This window comes from Imperialibacter sp. (genome assembly GCF_040222385.1).
Lineage (GTDB): Bacteria > Bacteroidota > Bacteroidia > Cytophagales > Cyclobacteriaceae > Imperialibacter.
This window is the reverse complement of sequence record NZ_JAVKDF010000014.1, coordinates 55160-72670: the sequence shown is the minus strand read 5'-3', so window position 1 is coordinate 72670 and position 17511 is coordinate 55160. Positions and strand designations below refer to the sequence as shown.

The following is a 17511-nucleotide window of genomic DNA, read 5'->3' as shown; positions in this document are numbered from 1 at the left end:
AAGCTTCATAAATGAAATCGCCTGTATTTTCATTTATGAAAAACAGTAATGCATCTCACGAACAAGGCGATTCTAACCTGACCGAAACCAGAAAGGCATATCAACAAGCGCTGACACACCCACCCACTCTGGGTCTTTTGGCAGCCGATGAAAAATATTTTTTGCATCAGGCACTCTCAACTCCAGTGATGAATAGCCTGTCAAAAACTGAAGGTGCTTACATCTATGATTTGGAAGGAAGAAAATACCTGGACTGCCATGGAAACGGTGTACACAATGCCGGTTTTTCTAATCCCGAAGTCATCCAGGCAGTAAAACAACAATTGGATGCACAACTGGCATTCACGCCCCGAAGATACACCAGTCAACCTGCGGTTGACCTTGCGGCTAAACTAATAGAAGTAACGCCGGAAGACCTTGATCGTGTGCTGTTTTGCCCCGGGGGCTCCCAGGCAATAGAAATGGCTATTATGCTAGCAAAACAAGTCACCGGCAAATGGAAAACCATTTCCTTTTGGGATTCTTATCATGGTACGGGCTTCCAGTCGGCTAGTGTGGGGGGTGAGGAGCATTTTAATACAGGCAATGGCCCAATGGTTCCCGGAGCCTTTCATGTAGAGTTTCCCAATTACTATCGTAATCCCTGGGGCTTCACAAACCAGGAGCAGGTAGACGATGAGTATCTCAGGCAGATGAAAATTATTCTCAACAGAAATCCTGACCTGGCAGCCGTTGTCGGAGAACCAATTTCGGCTACACCTGTGGTGCCGAGTAGAAGATACTGGGAGGAGGTGAAAGTGCTTTGTCGCCGACATGATGCACTTTTGATTTTTGATGAAATTATTGAGGGGTTCGGCCGAACAGGCAAAATGTTTGCTTCGGAGCACTTTGTAACACCGGATGTGCTGGTACTAGGTAAGACGCTTGGTGGCGGTTTGATGCCTTTTGCGGGAGTTGTGACAAAGGGAGAATATAATGTGTTGCAGCACCGGTCGATTGGGCATTTTACGCATGAGAAAAATCCGCTGTGTTGCGCCGCAGGATTGGCTACTATCAACTATATCGAAAGGCATCGGTTAGTAGACAATGCCAGAGAAATGGGTAAACTGTTAAAGGACGGGCTTGAGCAGCTTCGGCAAGAATTTGCTCTTATCGGAAATGTGGCTGGGGAAGGCCTTCATTTGGGGATAGACCTGGTGAAGGACAGAGCCACTAAAGAAAGGGCCAACGACCAAGCTGAAAAAATTATGTATCTGTGCATGAAAGAGGGGCTCGCTTTTAAAATTATTGAAGGAAACATTATTACGCTAAGACCTTCACTCATCATTGATAAAGACGAGGTGAATTTTATTGTGGAAACGATAAAGAACGCCTTGAGAAAAGTGCAGTAAGCAATTCGCCACCAATAAAAATACCTTTCAGGTTGTCCCTTTTTGTTAGTAAATCGCAGGACTAACCTAAACTTCAATCGATGAAAAGACATTTGACCGTTTTATTTGCTGCCACACTTGCCATAGCTGGCTGTGAGCAAAAGCCGCCAGTGAACATGCTGGAGGAAATCAACAAAGAGACGCTGGCTAACTCAAAAGTGTATCCCACGCTGGCAGATTGCATGGCTACAGTAGGGCACAGACTTACTGGGTCTGAGAATGGCGCTAAGGCCGAGGAATACACCTACAACCTCTTCAAGTCGTATGGCATCGACGTTGAGTATGACCCCTTCGAGGTTGAGTCGTGGAGCCGTGGAGAAGTAAAAACGCAGTTTAGCAGTGGATCCGATTGGGAAGAGGTAAGCTCTGTCAGCCTGGCTCACTCACCTGTTAGTGTAAACCTTGAAGGCGAAATTATTGACATGGGCAACGGAATAGAGGAAGACTACGAGGCCAATCCAGGCTCTGTAGAGGGAAAGATTGTATTTGTATACATCAGTATTTTGCCTGGGACAGTTGATCCTTCCAAAAACCTGCATAGGTCTGAAAAAACAAAACTGGCTATCGACAATGGTGCTGCCGGAATTATTTTCTTCAATCAGGTAGAAGGTGGGGTTTTATTGACCGGAACAGCCTCGGTTACAGGAAGCCTTATTCCAATTCCTGCGGTGTGCATTGGCTATGAGGATGGCCTTGCATTAAAAGACAAGCTGACTGCCGGAGCGGTGAAAGCCAAGCTTGAAATGACAAACTTCAGCGAAGTGATCAAAGCAAGAAATGTGGTAGCCACTATCCCTGGAACAGACAAGGCTAGCGAAGTTATTCTTACCGGCGGCCATCTCGACTCGTGGGATTTGGCAACGGGTGCTATCGACAACGGCATCGGTTCTTTCTCTGTTATCGACATAGCCCGAACCTTTAAGGCGCTGGACATCAAGCCACGCAGAACACTTAAGTTTGTGATGTGGATGGGGGAAGAAGAAGGACTGCTGGGTTCGAAACACTATGTTAATGCCCTCAAAGAATCAGGCGAAATTGAGAATCTGAAATATGTTTTCAATCTGGACGCTTCCTCTAATGCTGTTGGATTTAATGCTGGTGGCAGGTTGGAGGCCGAAAAGTTTTTTGTAGACGCAGGCGACAGGATAAAGGCAGTGGATAGCACATTCACTAATAAATTTGCGAACAGGGCTGGTCTTCATAGCGACCATCAGTCGTTTATGCTGGAAGGCGTCCCCTTCTTTGCACCGGTAAGTAACCTGGATCGTTCGGTGTACGACTGCTATCATGCCGACTGCGATGACATCGGCCTTGTTAACGAAGAGCACCTGGTCAACAATGTTCGTTTTTCCAGCATGATGCTTTACGAACTGGACAGGGCTCAGGAGCTCCCAGCAGCTAAGCTGGATGACGAAAGCACCCGCAAGTTGCTGGAAGATCAGGGCTTGAAGCTTAAGCTGAGGATACAGGGCGACTGGAGATGGTCGGCTGACGATTGATAGTTAATCCACATAATTATAGAAAGGGGCAACTGCCCCTTTTTTATTTCTCTGGGGAGTATGTGGTGTGTATCTTGCTGTAAGGCCAAATGTCACATAATGAGGGCGCTTTTTACATTAATTCTGTTTTTGATCACTTTTTGGGCCAAAGCTCAAACTTCTAATGACCTGTCAACGGGCGTTAGCCAACTAGTTCTTAATACGCTTACACGATCTTCTACCGACAACAATACTGTGGAGAGAGCCTGCATTGACGAAAAGCTTACAGGCCAATGCATACAGTACCATAACGACCAGTGGTTTTCCTATATCCCCACTGATGAGAGTTCATTTTACGTCAACGTAAGGCATGAGCGTTGCAAGGATGATAGGGGTGTGCAGTTGGTTGTTTTCAAAGGTGAGCTTTGTCAAACTGAGAGTTATGAAATTGTTTCGTGCAATTCACCAGCCTCCGCCGCCGACTTTTATTACAAGGTAAATAGCCCAGAACCTAACTTCAGACATTTTATGATCATTGACGGATACCTGGGAGACTTCTGCGATTTTACTATCGAGGTGTCGGACAAAGCCAATGGACTTCCGGTGCTGATCGAAGACCCTTTGGCGGAAGGAATATTGGAAGCTAATGAGAAGACAGTCGAGTTGCGCTGGGAATACCAGCCCGACACATCGGAGGTAAGCCATTTTTCCGTTATAAGAACAAGTAAGGCTTCCAATAAACGTTGGCAATTGCCATTGGCTTTCAATAGCCGTGGTGGCGTGGGGTTTGAATACCTGTTGAAAGATACCCTGACGGGATATGGCAAGTATTCGTATGATGTCTTTCTCGTTGATGCCAATAATGAGCACCGGCTCTATCTTCATGAGGAGGCAGTACTAACAGAGGCGACGCCAGCAAGGGAGAACACGACAGCTTTTTTCCCATTTGCCGTGAGGAAGGGTACCAACCTGCAGGTAACTATTACGGACGCAGTTACCAAGCGAACGCTTTCCAACAAATTTGTGAAGGACTTTAAACTTGAAGGGCTTCAGTACGATTTTCGGGAACTGATCGATAGAGGACATCATTTTTTCGAGGTCAGGATTTATGATTATAAAACCAAACGAACAGAGGTATTCAGCAAACGATTCTAGTTTAGTTGAAGGCAGGCTGCGTGGCACTATTGCATGTGCTTAACCTCTTCCAGCTTCCAGTCGATCACTAAGCCGCCACCTATGCCTCGGGCTACCTTTTTACCATACAGATATTCCACCAAATACATGGCAGGGTCGTATGATTTGGCGCCGCCTGAGGAAGTAATGGCTTTTCCGTCGTGAACGAAACTGTATCCCTCCTGAATATTGAGGTGAGGGAACATTTTTTTGAACTTCCCGATATCGGAAGGGAAGGTTGTGCATTTCACATTGTCGAGAAGGCCGGCCTGGGCGAGTATGAAGGCTCCATCGCATAACGACATAATAAATTTGGCCTTTGCGCCCTTATCTTTCACAAATTCGATCAGAACCGAATCCTGCAAGTCGGTGTCCATGTTGTGCTCAGCACTGGGCACCACCAGTACATCAATGGACGGAGTATCGTCAAAACTAAAATCAGGTATGATTTTGATTCCTTCAAATGTTATGATGGGCTCATGGGTGGGAGACACGATGAATGTTTTCATGCCTGGAGAGGTGTGAAATACAGTATGCTGAAATACGTCAAAAGGAGCCATCAACTCAGAATTGTAGACGCCATTGATGGCGAGGAAGCCAACATTCAGTGTGTCAGTTGGCAGGTGAGAAGAATCAAACGGGGAGTCAGCCACTGCTGATTCCCCGTTTTGTTGACATGCTTGCAAAGAAAATAGGAGTGCGGTTCCCAGGACAACAGCAGCATGTATCCTCCTACTATCCATAATGTGCTTACTTCAAAGAAAGCTTGCCCAGATTTCTGAACAGGATAACCGTACCGGCGGCGGCTATGCCCAAAAGACCGAATCCAAGACCGATGTTTCCGTAGATAAAGCTTCCAATACCAAACAGCGAACAGTAGATGCTTACACAACCTACAAATACCATCATTACTTGCAAGGGCATTTGCCAGTTTGCGCCTTTGGAAGCATCCAGCACAATGCCTTCGCTCATGGCTTCATCAACGACTTTTTTCCAGCCAGGCCCGCCAGGTTGGGTTCTCAGGTAGAAGCTTCTTAGTGTCTCTTTATCTTCAGGCTTGGTGAGCAGAGTAGTAGAAATCCAGGCAGCACTAACGCCAAATAGAGATATTAAAAGGCGGGTTGAGAAAACGTCCAGATAGGCGTTGTCAAGTGCTTCAGGACTTATCACCAGCACCAGCAGAAAGGCCAGAACAGTAGCTACTACCATGGCAACAATCTCAGTAAGTGCGTTGATTCTCCACCAAAACCACCTGAGGATGTAAATGGCACCTGTGCCGGCTCCGGAGAGAAGCAGGATATCAAATGCCTGCGTAGCATTCTTAAGGATAGTAAGCGAGAAGGTTGCAGCGAAAATCATTAACCCGACGGTAGTGAAACGGGCGATAGACACCTGCTGTTTTTCAGTGGCGTCTGGCTTTACGAAGCGTTTGTAAAAATCGTTGACCACGTAGGATGAGCCCCAGTTGAGGTGTGTTCCGATGGTGGACATGTAGGCAGCAATAATTGAAGCAACAACAAGTCCCTTCCAGCCAGTGCCTAAAAGTGTTAGCATAGCAGGATACGCTATGTCGTGACCCAGATAGTTGTCACTAATACCGGGGAATTCAGCTTTTATTGAAGCCAGGTCAGGGAAGATAACCAGTGAGGCTAGCGCCACCAGGATCCAGGGCCAAGGGCGGAGTGCATAGTGTGCGAAATTAAAAAGTAAGGTAGCACCTATTGCATTCTTTTCATCTTTGGCTGACAACATTCGCTGCGCAATATAACCTCCACCTCCCGGTTCTGCGCCCGGGTACCATACCGACCACCACTGCACTGCGATGGGGATAATAAGTAATGGCAAGAACTGCTTTGGATCGTCAAAACTTGGGAAAATATCCAGTTTTGGCATCACATTCGGGTGAGCCAGCAGCTTGGTCAGGCCACCCACTCTCTCATCGCTAACTGCAACCACGGCTGCTATTACTGCACCAAGCATAGCAATTGAATACTGAAAGAAGTCTGCCCAAATCACTCCCTTTATTCCGCCAATTGTCGCATAAATAACAACCCCTATTGAGGCACCCACCACAATGTAAACTGGGTTTTCGATACCAAGCATGATCTGCCCAATTTTGATAGCGGCCAGCGTAACTGTTCCCATGATCAGGCAGTTGAAGAAAATGCCAAGATACAGGGACCTGAATCCCCGCAGGAAGGAAGCATATTTTCCGCTGTACCTCAACTCGTAGAACTCCAGGTCGGTCATTACGTTGGAGCGTCTCCAGAGTCTGGCATAGATGAAGACCGTCACCATACCAGTGATGAGAAACGCCCACCAGGCCCAGTTTTTTGCCACACCGTTTTCACGCACCATTCCTGTTACCAGGTTGGGGGTGTCTGCCGAAAAAGTACAGGCCACCATGGAAATACCGAGCAACCACCAGGGCATTCCTCTACCGCCCAGAAAGTATTCAGAGGTGCTTTTCCCGGCGGTGAGCGAGGCAACCCATCCAATTCCTACTACAATAGCAAAAAAAACCGCTATTATTACCCAGTCGAGTGTGCTTAAGACCATTTTGGAGTATAGTTTTTGTTTCGAACCCGTAAAATATAAAATTTGCATGCCGAAACAGACCCCATTAAAAAAAGAATTACAGATAATATGACGCAATCAACAAGTTTGGTAATACTGGCCGCCGGAATAGGAAGTCGATACGGTGGAATAAAGCAGGCCGACTCTTTTGGGCCCTCTGGTGAGTGGCTGATGGACTATGGGATTTATGACTCAATTCAAGCAGGGTTTACCAAGGTGGTTATTATCACCCGTAAAGATTTGCGGAATGTTTTGTACGAGCACCTGAACAAGTGGTGGGGTGACAAGATTGAGATTGAGTTCGTATTTCAGACACCTCCTGCGCAACACCCTGACAGGGTGAAGCCGTGGGGAACTGGCCAAGCTGTGCTATCAACAAAAGACGTGGTTAAGGAGCCGTTCGCTATTATCAATGCCGACGATTTTTACGGAAGAAAAGCCTACCTGGCAATGGGCAAGTTTCTCCAGTCCGTTGACCCAAAGGCGCTCCATTTTAGCATGGTAGGCTATCCGCTGGTGGAGACGCTCTCAGATGCCGGATCGGTTGCGAGAGGGATATGCAATGTGGACGCCGACGGTAAATTGATATCTGTGGTAGAGAAAACCAAAATACTTCAGTCAGGTGCTAATATTGTCAATGAAGAAAATGAAGCCAACCCGGAAATTTTGGATCCTAAGGGCTTCGTTTCAATGAATTTTTGGGGCTTCACACCTGCTTTGTTTCCTGAGCTTGTCGGCATTTGGGACGAGTTCTATGCTGCAAACAAAAATGAGCTAAAGGTAGAATTTTATATCCCCTCTGCAGTTACAAACCTGATGCAGAAGAAAAACGCCATTGTCGACGTTCTACCTGACGGCAATGATTGGATGGGTGTAACCTACAGCCAGGAGAAAGATATGGTCATGCAAAAACTGCATCAGCTAGTTAGCAGTGGAGAGTATCCTTCCGGGCTCAGCTGAAAAAGACATAGATGAGTAGCATCAGAAGAAAAGGTATTCCATACATCAGGAGTACCTTTTTTCTGTTTTGGCGGGGCATCCACCATAGCACCCACCAGGGACGGTAAAGACCTGCTAGTGTTAGCATAAAAAAAATGACCATTGTTGCCTGGAGTAGCTTCATAATCCCAGAAACAAAAAATCCGGCCAACTGGCCGGATTTACTTTTATTTATCAGCTCTGTTAAAGAGAGCGTTTTACTTCACGTTGTTCAAAGCCTTCAATGATATCCCCTTCTTCGAGATTATTGAAGTTTTTGATGCTTATACCGCACTCATAGCCTTGTTTTACTTCAGCTACGTCGTCTTTGAATCTGCGGAGCTGTTGTATTTCGCCGGTGTAAACCACAATACCGTCACGTATTATTCTGATCTGATTGTTTCTCTTAATGAAACCATCGGTCACCATACAACCTGCCACTGTACCAACTTTCGAGATCTTAAACACCTCACGAATCTCCACGTTACCAGTAATAACCTCCTGGAACTCCGGCGCAAGCATGCCTTCCATGGCATCTTTGATTTCGTTGATAGCGTCGTAGATGATCGAGTAAAGTCTGATCTCGATTTCTTCCTGTTCGGCCAAGCGGCGTGCACTTGAAGAAGGCCTCACCTGGAAACCAACGATGATCGCATCGGAAGCGGAGGCTAGCAAGACGTCTGATTCTGAAATCTGGCCTACTGCTTTATGTATGATGTTGACTTGAACTTCCGGCGTTGAAAGCTTAAGCAATGAGTCGGCAAGTGCCTCAATAGAACCGTCAACATCACCTTTCACAATCACGTTAAGTTCTCTAAATGAGCCAATGGCCAAACGTCGCCCAATTTCATCAAGCGTAATATGCTTCTTGGTTCGCAGGTTCTGCTCACGCTGAATTTGCTGACGCTTGTAGGCAATGTCCCGTGCCTCACGGTCACTTTCCATTACGTTCAGCTTTTCACCAGCTTGAGGAGCTCCATCAAGACCAAGCAAAAGCACCGGCGTTGAAGGCCCGGCTTGTTTCAGCCTGGTGCCTCTGTGGTCAAACATCGCTTTCACTTTACCGAAGTGAGAGCCAGCCAATACCACATCACCAATATTCAGGGTTCCGTTTTGTACCATCACGGTGGCTACGTAACCTCTGCCTTTGTCAAGAGAAGCTTCGATAACGCTTCCTACGGCTTTTTTAGAAGCCTTCGCTTTCAGTTCAAGGATTTCAGCTTCCAAAAGTACTTTTTCAAGCAGGTCGTCGATGCCCTGGCCTGTTTTCGCTGAAATCTCCTGGCATTGGTATTTTCCACCCCAATCTTCCACAAGAATGTTGATTTGGGATAACTCCTCTTTGATCTTGTTTGGGTTGGCGTTTGCCTTGTCAACTTTGTTGATAGCAATTACTATCGGAACACCAGCTACTTTCGCATGGTTTATGGCTTCCTTGGTTTGAGGCATGACGTTGTCGTCTGCTGCCACCACAATGATTGCAATATCGGTAAGCGCCGCACCTCTGGCACGCATGGCAGTAAATGCTTCGTGACCTGGTGTGTCGAGAAAGGCAATTTTGTTGCCGCCCGTGGTTTCTACATCGTATGCACCGATGTGCTGCGTGATGCCACCGGCCTCGCCCGCTGTAACTTTGGTCTTCCTTATATAGTCGAGAAGCGAAGTTTTACCGTGGTCAACGTGGCCCATGATGGTAACAATAGGTGCTCTGGGCTCATCGTCCTCAATATCATCCTCAGTATTAATAGCTTCTGACTCTTCTTCTGACGTTGAGAATTCAATATCAAAACCGAATTCGTCCGCAATTACGGTAATCGTTTCTGCATCGAGACGCTGATTAATAGAAACGAAGATTCCCATGCTTAAACAAGCAGAAATTACGTCGTTAACAGAAACCCCCATTAATGAGGCAAGGTCATTGGCAGAAATAAACTCAGTCACCTTTAGGGTCTTCGAATCCTCCTGCTGCTGGAGCATCTTCTCTTCTTCCGCCTCAGCTTTGGCCGATCTCTTATCTCTCCTGTATTTTGACCTGTTGGCTCCTTGCCCGGGCTTACTACCCTTGCTCAACCTGGCGAGAGTAGCTTTTATTTTATCCTGAATCTCCTTGTCGGAGACCTCTTCTTTTTTCTCGAATCGTCCTTTGCCGGGTGTGCTGGCAGGCCTGTCGCCTTCTGGTTTTTTGAACCTCGGGGCGTCGCCGCTGTCCTTCCCTTCAACAACTATGCGTTTGCGTGGACGTTTCTTTTTCTTCTTGTCTCTGTCGTCAGAGCTGGCAACTGGTTGCTTTTTCTTTGCCTCTGGCAGTTCTATTTTCCCAAGAACAGTCAGACCCTTGAGAGCGTCAGCCTTAGCCTCAATTACCCGATCCTCTTTTTTGATAATTGGCTCCTGTTTGGCCAGCATTGGCGGTTCCTCGGCTATTTTTTCAGAGACTTCTTTGGGTTCTTCTTTTGGAGCCTTGGGCTCTTCAGCGACTTCGGCGGGAGGTTCAGGTGTTTCTACTTTGGCCACCACTTTAGGGGCCTCTTCTACTACCTTCTTTTCCTCTTTAGGAGGCTCAGGAGTAGCAGCTTTGGGAGCATCTTCCGCTTCTTTTTTAGAAGCCTTTTTGGGCTCAAGATCTATTTTGCCTACAACTTTAATTCCCTGAAGTTTCGGGGTTTGAGTTTTTGGCTCCTCCACCTCTTCAGCAGCTTCTTCCTTAGGCTGCTCTTTGCTGGAAAGGTTCTTTATTAAGATTTCTTCTTCTTCATCAGACGATCCGCTCTCCTGTGGAGAGTTCGTATTGATAACCACATTGTCAGAATGCTTCTTACCAATAGTAATGCCGGAAGCCTCTTCTTTCTCGTGGGCAGAAGTAGCAAATTCTCTTGCCAAAAGATCGTACTGCTCCTGAGTGAGCTTGGCATTCGGGCTGCTATCGATTGAAAAGCCCTTCTTCTCCAGAGCCTGAATGACAGTATTTGTACCAACATTCAACTTTCTGGCGACCTGGCTTAGTCTCCACATTCTGTCTTCACTCATACGCAAATATGACTCTTTAAAGCGTGTTATTAAAATTATTATTCAAATTCCTGACGTAGGATAGAGAGCACATCCTGTACTGTTTCCTCCTCCAAATCGGTCCTTCGGATGAGTTCTTCCTTAGTCAAATTAAGAACGCTACGGGCAGTGTCGAGGCCGATTTTCTTGAGCTCGTCAATTACCCAGCCTTCAATTTCATCAGAAAATTCATCCAGTGATACGTCCTCTACTTCATGACCTTCAAGCTCACGGAACACATCGATTTCAAGATCCACCAAACGGCTGGCCAGTTTGATATTCTGCCCACCTTTTCCGATAGCCAACGACACCTGGTCAGGCTTGAGGTACACAGACACTCTTCCATTTTCAGGCTCCACTTTCATGCTGGATATTTTTGCGGGACTCAACGCCCTTGATATATACAGCTCAGTGTTTTCAGTAAAGTTGATAACGTCTATATTTTCATTTTCAAGCTCTCTCACGATACTGTGAATCCTTGAGCCTTTCATACCTACGCAGGCACCAACCGGGTCAATCCTGTCGTCGTAAGATTCTACAGCCACCTTGGCTCTTTCTCCAGGCTCACGAACTACCTTTTTAATGGTGATCAAGCCATCATAAACCTCTGGCACTTCGCTTTCGAAAAGCCTTTCAAGGAAAACGGTCGAAGTTCTGGAAAGAATAATCTTTGGGTTTCCATTGACCATTTCCACTCTATGAACAATCGCACGTACATTTTCCCCCTTCTTAAAGCGATCCTTAGGAATCTGCTCAAATTTTGGCAGGATCAACTCATTCCCCTCAGCATCAACCAATAGTATCTCTCTTCCAAGCACCTGGTAAACTTCACCAAGGATGATCTCGCCCACGAGTTCCTTATACTTCTGGAAAAGGATGTCCTTCTCAAGGTCTTTGATTTTCTGAATAAGCGTTTGGCGAGCCATTTGTACCGCTCTTCTACCAAAGTCTTCAAGCTTAACTTCTTCTGCAACTTCTTCTCCAATCTCAAAGTCAGGCTCAATTTTTCTTGCTTCTGTAAGGCTTACTTTATCGTGATCCCAAATGTCTTCCGAGTTATCGTCTACGATTTCTCTGAACCGCCAAATCTCAAGGTCTCCTTTGTCCGCATTGATAATGATGTCAAAGTTCTCATCAGTTTCAAATCTCTTCCTGATCATAGTCCTGAATACATCCTCCAGGATACGGATCATTGTTGGGCGGTCAATGTTTTTTCTCTTTGCAAAATCCGCAAAGGATTCTATAAGAAATACGCTATCCATAGTAAACTGCCTAAAAGGTGACTAAAACTTTTGTATGATGAATGTCCTGAAATAGTATTGTGCTCATTTCGGTGACTTTTTTATTTTTTACTTCTATTTGAATCTCCTGCTCACTCACAGCTAGCAACTTGCCCTTTTCCTCTTTTCCGTCGGCTTTAAATACCTTCACAGACCTGCCTATGTTCTTATAGTACTGCCTCAACAACTTCAGGGGCTGATCAATGCCTGCTGAAGACACCTCCAGCTGATACGCATCTTTGATCAAGTCTTCTTCATCTAGTTTGGCAGCTAACTTTCGGCTAATCTTCGCACACTGCTCGATGGTGATTCCACTGTCCCCATCCAGAAACACTCTCAGCTTTTGAGCGTTCTTTGGGCCGGTTAGTGATACTTCAACCACAAACAGGTCACTGTCTATTATTTCGTCAAGCCAACCTTTTATAATCGATTCCTCAGCCATACCAAACCAAACTATATAAAGAAAGGGGACGCTCGTCCCCTTTTTTCTTAATCCAGCCGCAAATTTATATTAATTTTTCTTGTTAACAAAGGGCCCCTCTCAAACTTCTCCCAAACAAAGTGTTCTTGTGATCGTTTGAAAGCAAATATGTTGAGCGGAGGACTCCTTAAATAAAGAATGTTGCCTTCTGCTTACAATTGTTAAATTTGCCGCATGATCCCGAAACTAAGATTATTCAATTCTTTAACTAAGCAAAAGGAAGAGTTTGTGCCCATCAATGCGCCCTATGTGGGCATGTATGTCTGCGGGCCTACGGTTTACAATGATGTGCATTTGGGTAATGTCCGTACGTTTATCAGTTTCGATATTATTTACAGATACCTTTTGCATCTGGGATACAAGGTTCGCTACGTCAGAAATATTACTGATGTGGGGCACTTGACCGGTGATACGGACGACGGAGAAGATAAAATCGGAAAAAGAGCAAAGCTCATGAACCTGGAACCGATGGAGGTGGTGCAGAAATACACCAATGGGTTCCACCAGGTGATGGATATTTTCAACGTGTTGCCTCCCAGCATAGAACCGACAGCAACTGGTCATATTCTCGAGCAAATAGAGATGATTAAGACCATTATAGATCATGGATATGCTTACGAGTCTAAAGGGTCTGTTTATTTTGATATCGGCAAGTTCAATGAGAAATATCAATATGGTAAACTGTCAGGTAGGGTTGTAGATGATTTGATGGCTAACACCCGGGAGCTGGATGGACAGGACGAGAAGAGAAACCCGCTGGATTTTGCTATCTGGAAGAACGCCTCTAGCGAACATATCATGCGGTGGAATTCTCCCTGGGGAATTGGTTTCCCTGGCTGGCACCTCGAGTGCTCTGTGATGAGCACGAAGTACCTTGGAGAGTCGTTTGATATACATGGCGGCGGTATGGATCTGAAGTTTCCCCACCATGAATGTGAAATAGCGCAGTCTGTTGGTGCCTCCGGGAAAGAGCCGGTAAAATATTGGCTGCATACGAACATGCTGACTGTGAATGGCCAGAAGATGAGTAAGTCGCTGGGTAATTCTTTTCTGCCTTCAGAGCTGATTACTGGCACACACGAATTGCTCGACAGGCCCTATAGCCCGATGACAGTGCGTTTCTTTATGCTGCAAAGCCACTATGCCAGCACGCTTGATTTTTCCAACGAAGCTTTATCTGCTGCCAACAAAGGATACAAGAAGCTAATGAATGGACTGAAGCTGATTAAAGAAATGAGTTTTGTTCCGGAGGAAGGAGTGGCCCTGAATCAGCAGGCTGTTGACCAAATCAATGGTTTGGCAGACAATTGTTACCGGGCAATGAACGATGATTTCAACACTGCCTTGACTATCGGGCACTTGTTCAATCTTTTGAAAAAGATTAATTCCCTGCAAACAGGCGGACTTAAGTATGGGGAAATCGGACAAGAGGGCTTTGATAAGCTAAAAACTACTTATCTTTCTTTTGTTGAAGAAATTCTTGGGCTAAAAGAAGAGCTTATTGTAGAGCCTAAGAACCTCATAGGTATTTTGCTTACGCTTTATAAAGAAGCAAAAGAGGCAAAAAACTATGATAAGGTAGATGAAATAAGAAGCCTGCTAAAGAATGAGGGTATCACCTTAAAAGACATGAAACAAGGAATTGATTGGGCTTACGAAGAATAAGCCCAATCAATTTAATCACCTCTTTTCGTATTGATCACTGTAGTACTTCATATAATCGCCTGAAGTAACATTGCTTAACCAGGCGTCATTGGCCAGGTACCACTCGACTGTTTTTTCCAGGCCTTCTTCAAACTGCAACGAAGGCTCCCAGCCCAGCTCTTTCATGATCTTGTTGGCGTCAATGGCATACCTCATGTCGTGACCGGCTCGGTCTTTTACATAGGTAATTAGCTTTTCAGAAGTGCCTTCGGACCTACCAAGTTTTTTGTCCATGATTTTGCAAAGAAGCTTCACCACATCAATGTTCGTCCACTCATTAAACCCACCAATATTGTAGGTTTCGCCAACTGTGCCCTTGTGGAACACAGTATCTATGGCTCTCGCATGATCCACCACGTACAGCCAGTCCCTGATGTTCTCGCCTTTTCCATAAACTGGTAAAGGTTTGCTGTTTTTGATGTTATGAATACAAAGTGGAATAAGCTTCTCCGGAAAATGATAGGGCCCGTAGTTGTTCGAACAGTTTGTAACTACCACAGGGAGCCCGTAAGTGTTGGCATAAGCCCGCACAAAATGGTCTGAGCTTGCTTTTGAAGCAGAATATGGGGATTGCGGGTCATAGGAAGTGGTTTCTGTGAAGAAGCCTTCATTTCCAAGTGAGCCATACACCTCATCGGTGGAAATGTGGTAGAATCTCTTCCCTTCGAATGAATCTTTCCAAATGTCCTTTGCGGCATTTAGCAAGGTAACTGTGCCAATAACGTTAGTTTTTATAAACGCCATTGGGTTGGATATAGACCTGTCTACGTGCGACTCAGCTGCAAGGTGCAGCACGCCATCAAATTGTTCTTTTTTGAAAAGATCAAAAATAAACTTGTCGTCGGTGATGTCCCCCTTTACAAAAGTATAGTTAGGCAGACTTTCAATATCCCGTAAGTTTTCCAGGTTGCCGGCGTACGTAAGATTGTCAAGATTGAAAATCTTATAATCAGGATATTTATTAACAAACAGCCTCACCACATGGGAGCCAATAAAGCCAGCTCCTCCGGTAATTAATATTTTTTTCATTGTTTCAGTTTTGCCTGTGCTATTTCCCAGTCCCAGGCTGATTTTAAGGCTTCCTCAATGCCGAATTGGGTTTTCCAATTCAACTTTTTGTTGGCAAGAGATGTATCCGCATAAACTGCCTCGACATCGCCCCCCCTTCGGTCAACAATTTTATAAGGGATGTTAATACCCGTGGCTCTTTCGAATGCCTGAATCATTTGTATCACCGACATGCCCACTCCCATGCCCAGATTGTATACTTCGTATGAAGATTCCATGGCACCATTTGCAAATCGCTGCACAGCATTCACGTGTGCTTTGGCCACATCCATTACATAAATATAGTCCCTGACACAAGATCCGTCAACTGTGTTGTAGTCGTCGCCAAAAACTCTGAGAAACTCCCTTTTCCCGTGCGCTGTTTCTGTAATGAAAGGCACCAGGTGATGTGGCATCCCATGCTGAACCTCGCCGATTAATGACGTAGGATGTGCTCCAATGGGGTTGAAGTATCTCAAAGCTATCGCCTTTACGTCGGAGGCAACAGTTGTGTCTCTGATGATGTCCTCGCACATTTTTTTGGTGTTGCCATAGGGAGAAACAGCCTCCTGGATTGGGGCGTTTTCAGCGACAGGCAATACTTCCGGATTTCCGTACACAGTGCAGGAAGAAGAGAAAATGATCCCTTTGGTCCCAAACTTTGACTGACACTTCAGAAGATTGATAGTCGACAATAAGTTGTTCTCATAATACTTAAGCGGATTGTCGACAGATTCGTTGACCAAAAGGAAGGCAGCAAAATGGATTGCTGCCTTCATTTCAGGGTATTTTATAAAAATTGATTCCAACTCATTATAGTTGCACATTTCAACCTGATGAAACAGGCAACGCTTACCAGTGATCTTCTCAATGGCATCTAATACCTTGACCTCCGAATTAGACAGATTGTCGATAATGATTGGCTCGAAACCGGCATTGATCAGCTCCACAACCGTATGGGAGCCGATATAGCCAAGTCCGCCTGTGACGAGAATTTGATTATTTGCCATCAACGTCTTTTCTACCGATGCTGAAGTAGGTAAATCCAAGATCTTCCATCGCTTGTGTGTCGTACAAGTTTCTGCCGTCAAAAATAATCTTAGACTTAAGCAGAGATTGAAGCTTATCAAACTCAGGCGTTCTGAAAACGGGCCATTCGGTCATAATAAACAGCGCATCAGCACCTTCAACTGCCGCATATTCGTCGTTACAGAATTCTATAGTGTCGCCAAAGAGTTCTTTCACGTTTTCCATGGCTTCCGGATCGTATACCTTTACTTTAGCACCCAGTGCAAGAAGCTCTTTAATGTTCTCTAAGGCTGGCGCTTCTCTAATGTCGTCGGTATATGGCTTAAATGCGAGACCCCAGATACCGAAAGTCTTGCCCTTTAGGCTTCCATTGTAAAAAGCTTTGGCTCGATGGATCAACTTGGTTTTCTGCTCCTGATTCACATCCATTACCGAGGTTAGAAGCTTAAAATCATATTTAACTTCCTGCGCCGACTTGGCAAGTGCCTGCACGTCCTTTGGAAAACAACTTCCACCGTATCCGATGCCGGCAAAAAGAAATCTTTTTCCGATCCTGGTGTCCGTACCAATCCCTTTTCTAACCATGTCAACATCTGCTCCCAGGAGCTCACACATGTTAGCAATCTCATTCATGAATGTGATTTTGGTGGCGAGGAAGGAGTTGGCTGCGTACTTGGTCAGCTCGGCCGATTTCTCATCCATAAAGATAACCGGGTTGCCCTGGCGTACGAATGGGGCATAAAGCTGATCCATTACCTTCTTGGCTTTTTCTGAGCTTGTGCCAATGACCACTCTGTCTGGCTTCATGAAATCATCTACTGCGACACCTTCTCTGAGGAATTCAGGATTTGAGACCACGTCAAAAGGCACTTTCGCATTTTTGGCTATTTGAGCATGTACCTTGTCGGCTGTGCCAACGGGCACTGTGCTCTTGTCAACAATCACTGTATACTCACTAAGAATTGGGCCCAAGTCGCTGGCCACTTTCAATATGTATTTAAGGTCAGCAGAGCCATCTTCGCCGGGAGGTGTGGGAAGGGCCAAAAAAATGATTTTGGCATCCTTGATACCTTCTTTAAGGTTGGTGGTGAAATCGAGTCTGCCTTGCTTAATGTTCCTTTCAAAGAGAACGTCCAAACCAGGCTCATAAATCGGCATGATCTGATTCTTAAGTTTTTCAACCTTCTTTTCGTCGATGTCAACGCACGTTACGTGGTTTCCCGTCTCGGCGAAGCAGGTACCTGTTACAAGTCCAACATAGCCAGTTCCAACTACAGCAATTTTCATAT

At 45.5% G+C, this 17511-nt stretch carries 13 protein-coding genes; 5 read left to right on the top strand and 8 right to left on the bottom strand.

Going from position 1 to position 17511, the window contains the following annotated elements; genetic code table 11:
- Window positions 1–11: 11 nt before the first annotated feature.
- The 3 genes from pbfA to RIG68_RS03225 all read left to right on the top strand — a co-directional run bounded on the left by pbfA (window position 12) and on the right by RIG68_RS03225 (window position 4063).
- Complete coding sequence (gene pbfA, locus RIG68_RS03235) at window positions 12–1391, top strand: (R)-1-hydroxy-2-aminoethylphosphonate ammonia-lyase (RefSeq protein ID WP_350118502.1); 1380 nt, start codon at window positions 12–14, stop codon at window positions 1389–1391.
- Window positions 1392–1471: 80 nt separating this feature from the next.
- On the top strand, window positions 1472–2929 hold the full coding sequence (locus RIG68_RS03230) for a M20/M25/M40 family metallo-hydrolase (protein ID WP_350118500.1): 1458 nt from the start codon (window positions 1472–1474) through the stop codon (window positions 2927–2929).
- Window positions 2930–3028: 99 nt separating this feature from the next.
- Window positions 3029–4063 (top strand): hypothetical protein, encoded by a 1035-nt coding sequence (locus RIG68_RS03225; protein WP_350118498.1) that lies wholly within the window; start codon window positions 3029–3031, stop codon window positions 4061–4063.
- 26 nt (window positions 4064–4089) lie between these two features.
- Here the strand turns inward: RIG68_RS03225 and RIG68_RS03220 are convergent, their stop codons facing one another.
- Together RIG68_RS03220 and RIG68_RS03215 are read right to left on the bottom strand one after the other, a co-directional pair.
- Complete coding sequence (locus RIG68_RS03220) at window positions 4090–4734, bottom strand: DJ-1/PfpI family protein (RefSeq protein WP_350118496.1); 645 nt, start codon at window positions 4732–4734, stop codon at window positions 4090–4092.
- Between the two features lie 97 nt (window positions 4735–4831).
- Window positions 4832–6640: a sodium:solute symporter family protein gene (locus RIG68_RS03215; protein ID WP_151997574.1), complete on the bottom strand. Its 1809-nt coding sequence runs from the start codon at window positions 6638–6640 to the stop codon at window positions 4832–4834.
- Between the two features lie 87 nt (window positions 6641–6727).
- On the opposite strand from RIG68_RS03215, the gene RIG68_RS03210 reads away from it, so the two are divergent.
- The gene (locus RIG68_RS03210; RefSeq protein ID WP_350118494.1) at window positions 6728–7618 is read left to right on the top strand and encodes a sugar phosphate nucleotidyltransferase; all 891 of its coding nucleotides are present in this window, start codon (window positions 6728–6730) and stop codon (window positions 7616–7618) included.
- A gap of 222 nt (window positions 7619–7840) precedes the next feature.
- On the opposite strand, the gene infB is transcribed toward RIG68_RS03210, so the two are convergent.
- Genes infB through rimP form a run of 3 tightly spaced genes read right to left on the bottom strand, consistent with a single transcriptional unit; the run spans window position 7841 to window position 12403 of the window.
- Entirely contained in the window at window positions 7841–10663 is a 2823-nt protein-coding gene (gene infB / locus RIG68_RS03205; protein ID WP_350118492.1) for a translation initiation factor IF-2, read from the bottom strand.
- A 38-nt stretch (window positions 10664–10701) separates the two neighbouring features.
- On the bottom strand, window positions 10702–11943 hold the full coding sequence (gene nusA, locus RIG68_RS03200; RefSeq protein WP_151997571.1) for a transcription termination factor NusA: 1242 nt from the start codon (window positions 11941–11943) through the stop codon (window positions 10702–10704).
- Between the two features lie 10 nt (window positions 11944–11953).
- Window positions 11954–12403, bottom strand: a complete 450-nt coding sequence (rimP, locus tag RIG68_RS03195) for a ribosome maturation factor RimP (RefSeq protein ID WP_350073285.1) — start codon at window positions 12401–12403, stop codon at window positions 11954–11956.
- Window positions 12404–12616: 213 nt separating this feature from the next.
- On the opposite strand from rimP, the gene cysS reads away from it, so the two are divergent.
- A complete protein-coding gene (gene cysS / locus RIG68_RS03190; RefSeq protein WP_350118490.1) occupies window positions 12617–14107 on the top strand; it encodes a cysteine--tRNA ligase in 1491 nt (496 codons plus the stop codon).
- Between the two features lie 15 nt (window positions 14108–14122).
- Here the strand turns inward: cysS and rfbB are convergent, their stop codons facing one another.
- Genes rfbB through RIG68_RS03175 form a run of 3 tightly spaced genes read right to left on the bottom strand, consistent with a single transcriptional unit; the run spans window position 14123 to window position 17509 of the window.
- On the bottom strand, window positions 14123–15175 hold the full coding sequence (gene rfbB, locus RIG68_RS03185) for a dTDP-glucose 4,6-dehydratase (protein WP_350118488.1): 1053 nt from the start codon (window positions 15173–15175) through the stop codon (window positions 14123–14125).
- Complete coding sequence (gene galE, locus RIG68_RS03180) at window positions 15172–16203, bottom strand: UDP-glucose 4-epimerase GalE (RefSeq protein WP_350118487.1); 1032 nt, start codon at window positions 16201–16203, stop codon at window positions 15172–15174. The genes rfbB and galE overlap by 4 nt, the downstream gene beginning before the upstream one ends.
- Window positions 16193–17509: a UDP-glucose dehydrogenase family protein gene (locus RIG68_RS03175; protein ID WP_350118485.1), complete on the bottom strand. Its 1317-nt coding sequence runs from the start codon at window positions 17507–17509 to the stop codon at window positions 16193–16195. Before RIG68_RS03175 ends, galE begins: the two co-directional genes overlap by 11 nt.
- Window positions 17510–17511: the final 2 nt, after the last annotated feature.

What these genes read in the sequence shown, in the direction of transcription:
- pbfA (WP_350118502.1), top strand. Translation starts at nt 12, where the DNA reads ATGAAATCGCCTGTATTTTCATTTATGAAAAACAGTAATGCATCTCAC.
- RIG68_RS03230 (WP_350118500.1), top strand. Translation starts at nt 1,472, where the DNA reads ATGAAAAGACATTTGACCGTTTTATTTGCTGCCACACTTGCCATAGCT.
- RIG68_RS03225 (WP_350118498.1), top strand. Translation starts at nt 3,029, where the DNA reads ATGAGGGCGCTTTTTACATTAATTCTGTTTTTGATCACTTTTTGGGCC.
- RIG68_RS03215 (WP_151997574.1), bottom strand. Translation starts at nt 6,640, where the DNA reads ATGGTCTTAAGCACACTCGACTGGGTAATAATAGCGGTTTTTTTTGCT.
- RIG68_RS03210 (WP_350118494.1), top strand. Translation starts at nt 6,728, where the DNA reads ATGACGCAATCAACAAGTTTGGTAATACTGGCCGCCGGAATAGGAAGT.
- infB (WP_350118492.1), bottom strand. Translation starts at nt 10,663, where the DNA reads ATGAGTGAAGACAGAATGTGGAGACTAAGCCAGGTCGCCAGAAAGTTG.
- nusA (WP_151997571.1), bottom strand. Translation starts at nt 11,943, where the DNA reads ATGGATAGCGTATTTCTTATAGAATCCTTTGCGGATTTTGCAAAGAGA.
- rimP (WP_350073285.1), bottom strand. Translation starts at nt 12,403, where the DNA reads ATGGCTGAGGAATCGATTATAAAAGGTTGGCTTGACGAAATAATAGAC.
- cysS (WP_350118490.1), top strand. Translation starts at nt 12,617, where the DNA reads ATGATCCCGAAACTAAGATTATTCAATTCTTTAACTAAGCAAAAGGAA.
- rfbB (WP_350118488.1), bottom strand. Translation starts at nt 15,175, where the DNA reads ATGAAAAAAATATTAATTACCGGAGGAGCTGGCTTTATTGGCTCCCAT.
- galE (WP_350118487.1), bottom strand. Translation starts at nt 16,203, where the DNA reads ATGGCAAATAATCAAATTCTCGTCACAGGCGGACTTGGCTATATCGGC.
- RIG68_RS03175 (WP_350118485.1), bottom strand. Translation starts at nt 17,509, where the DNA reads ATGAAAATTGCTGTAGTTGGAACTGGCTATGTTGGACTTGTAACAGGT.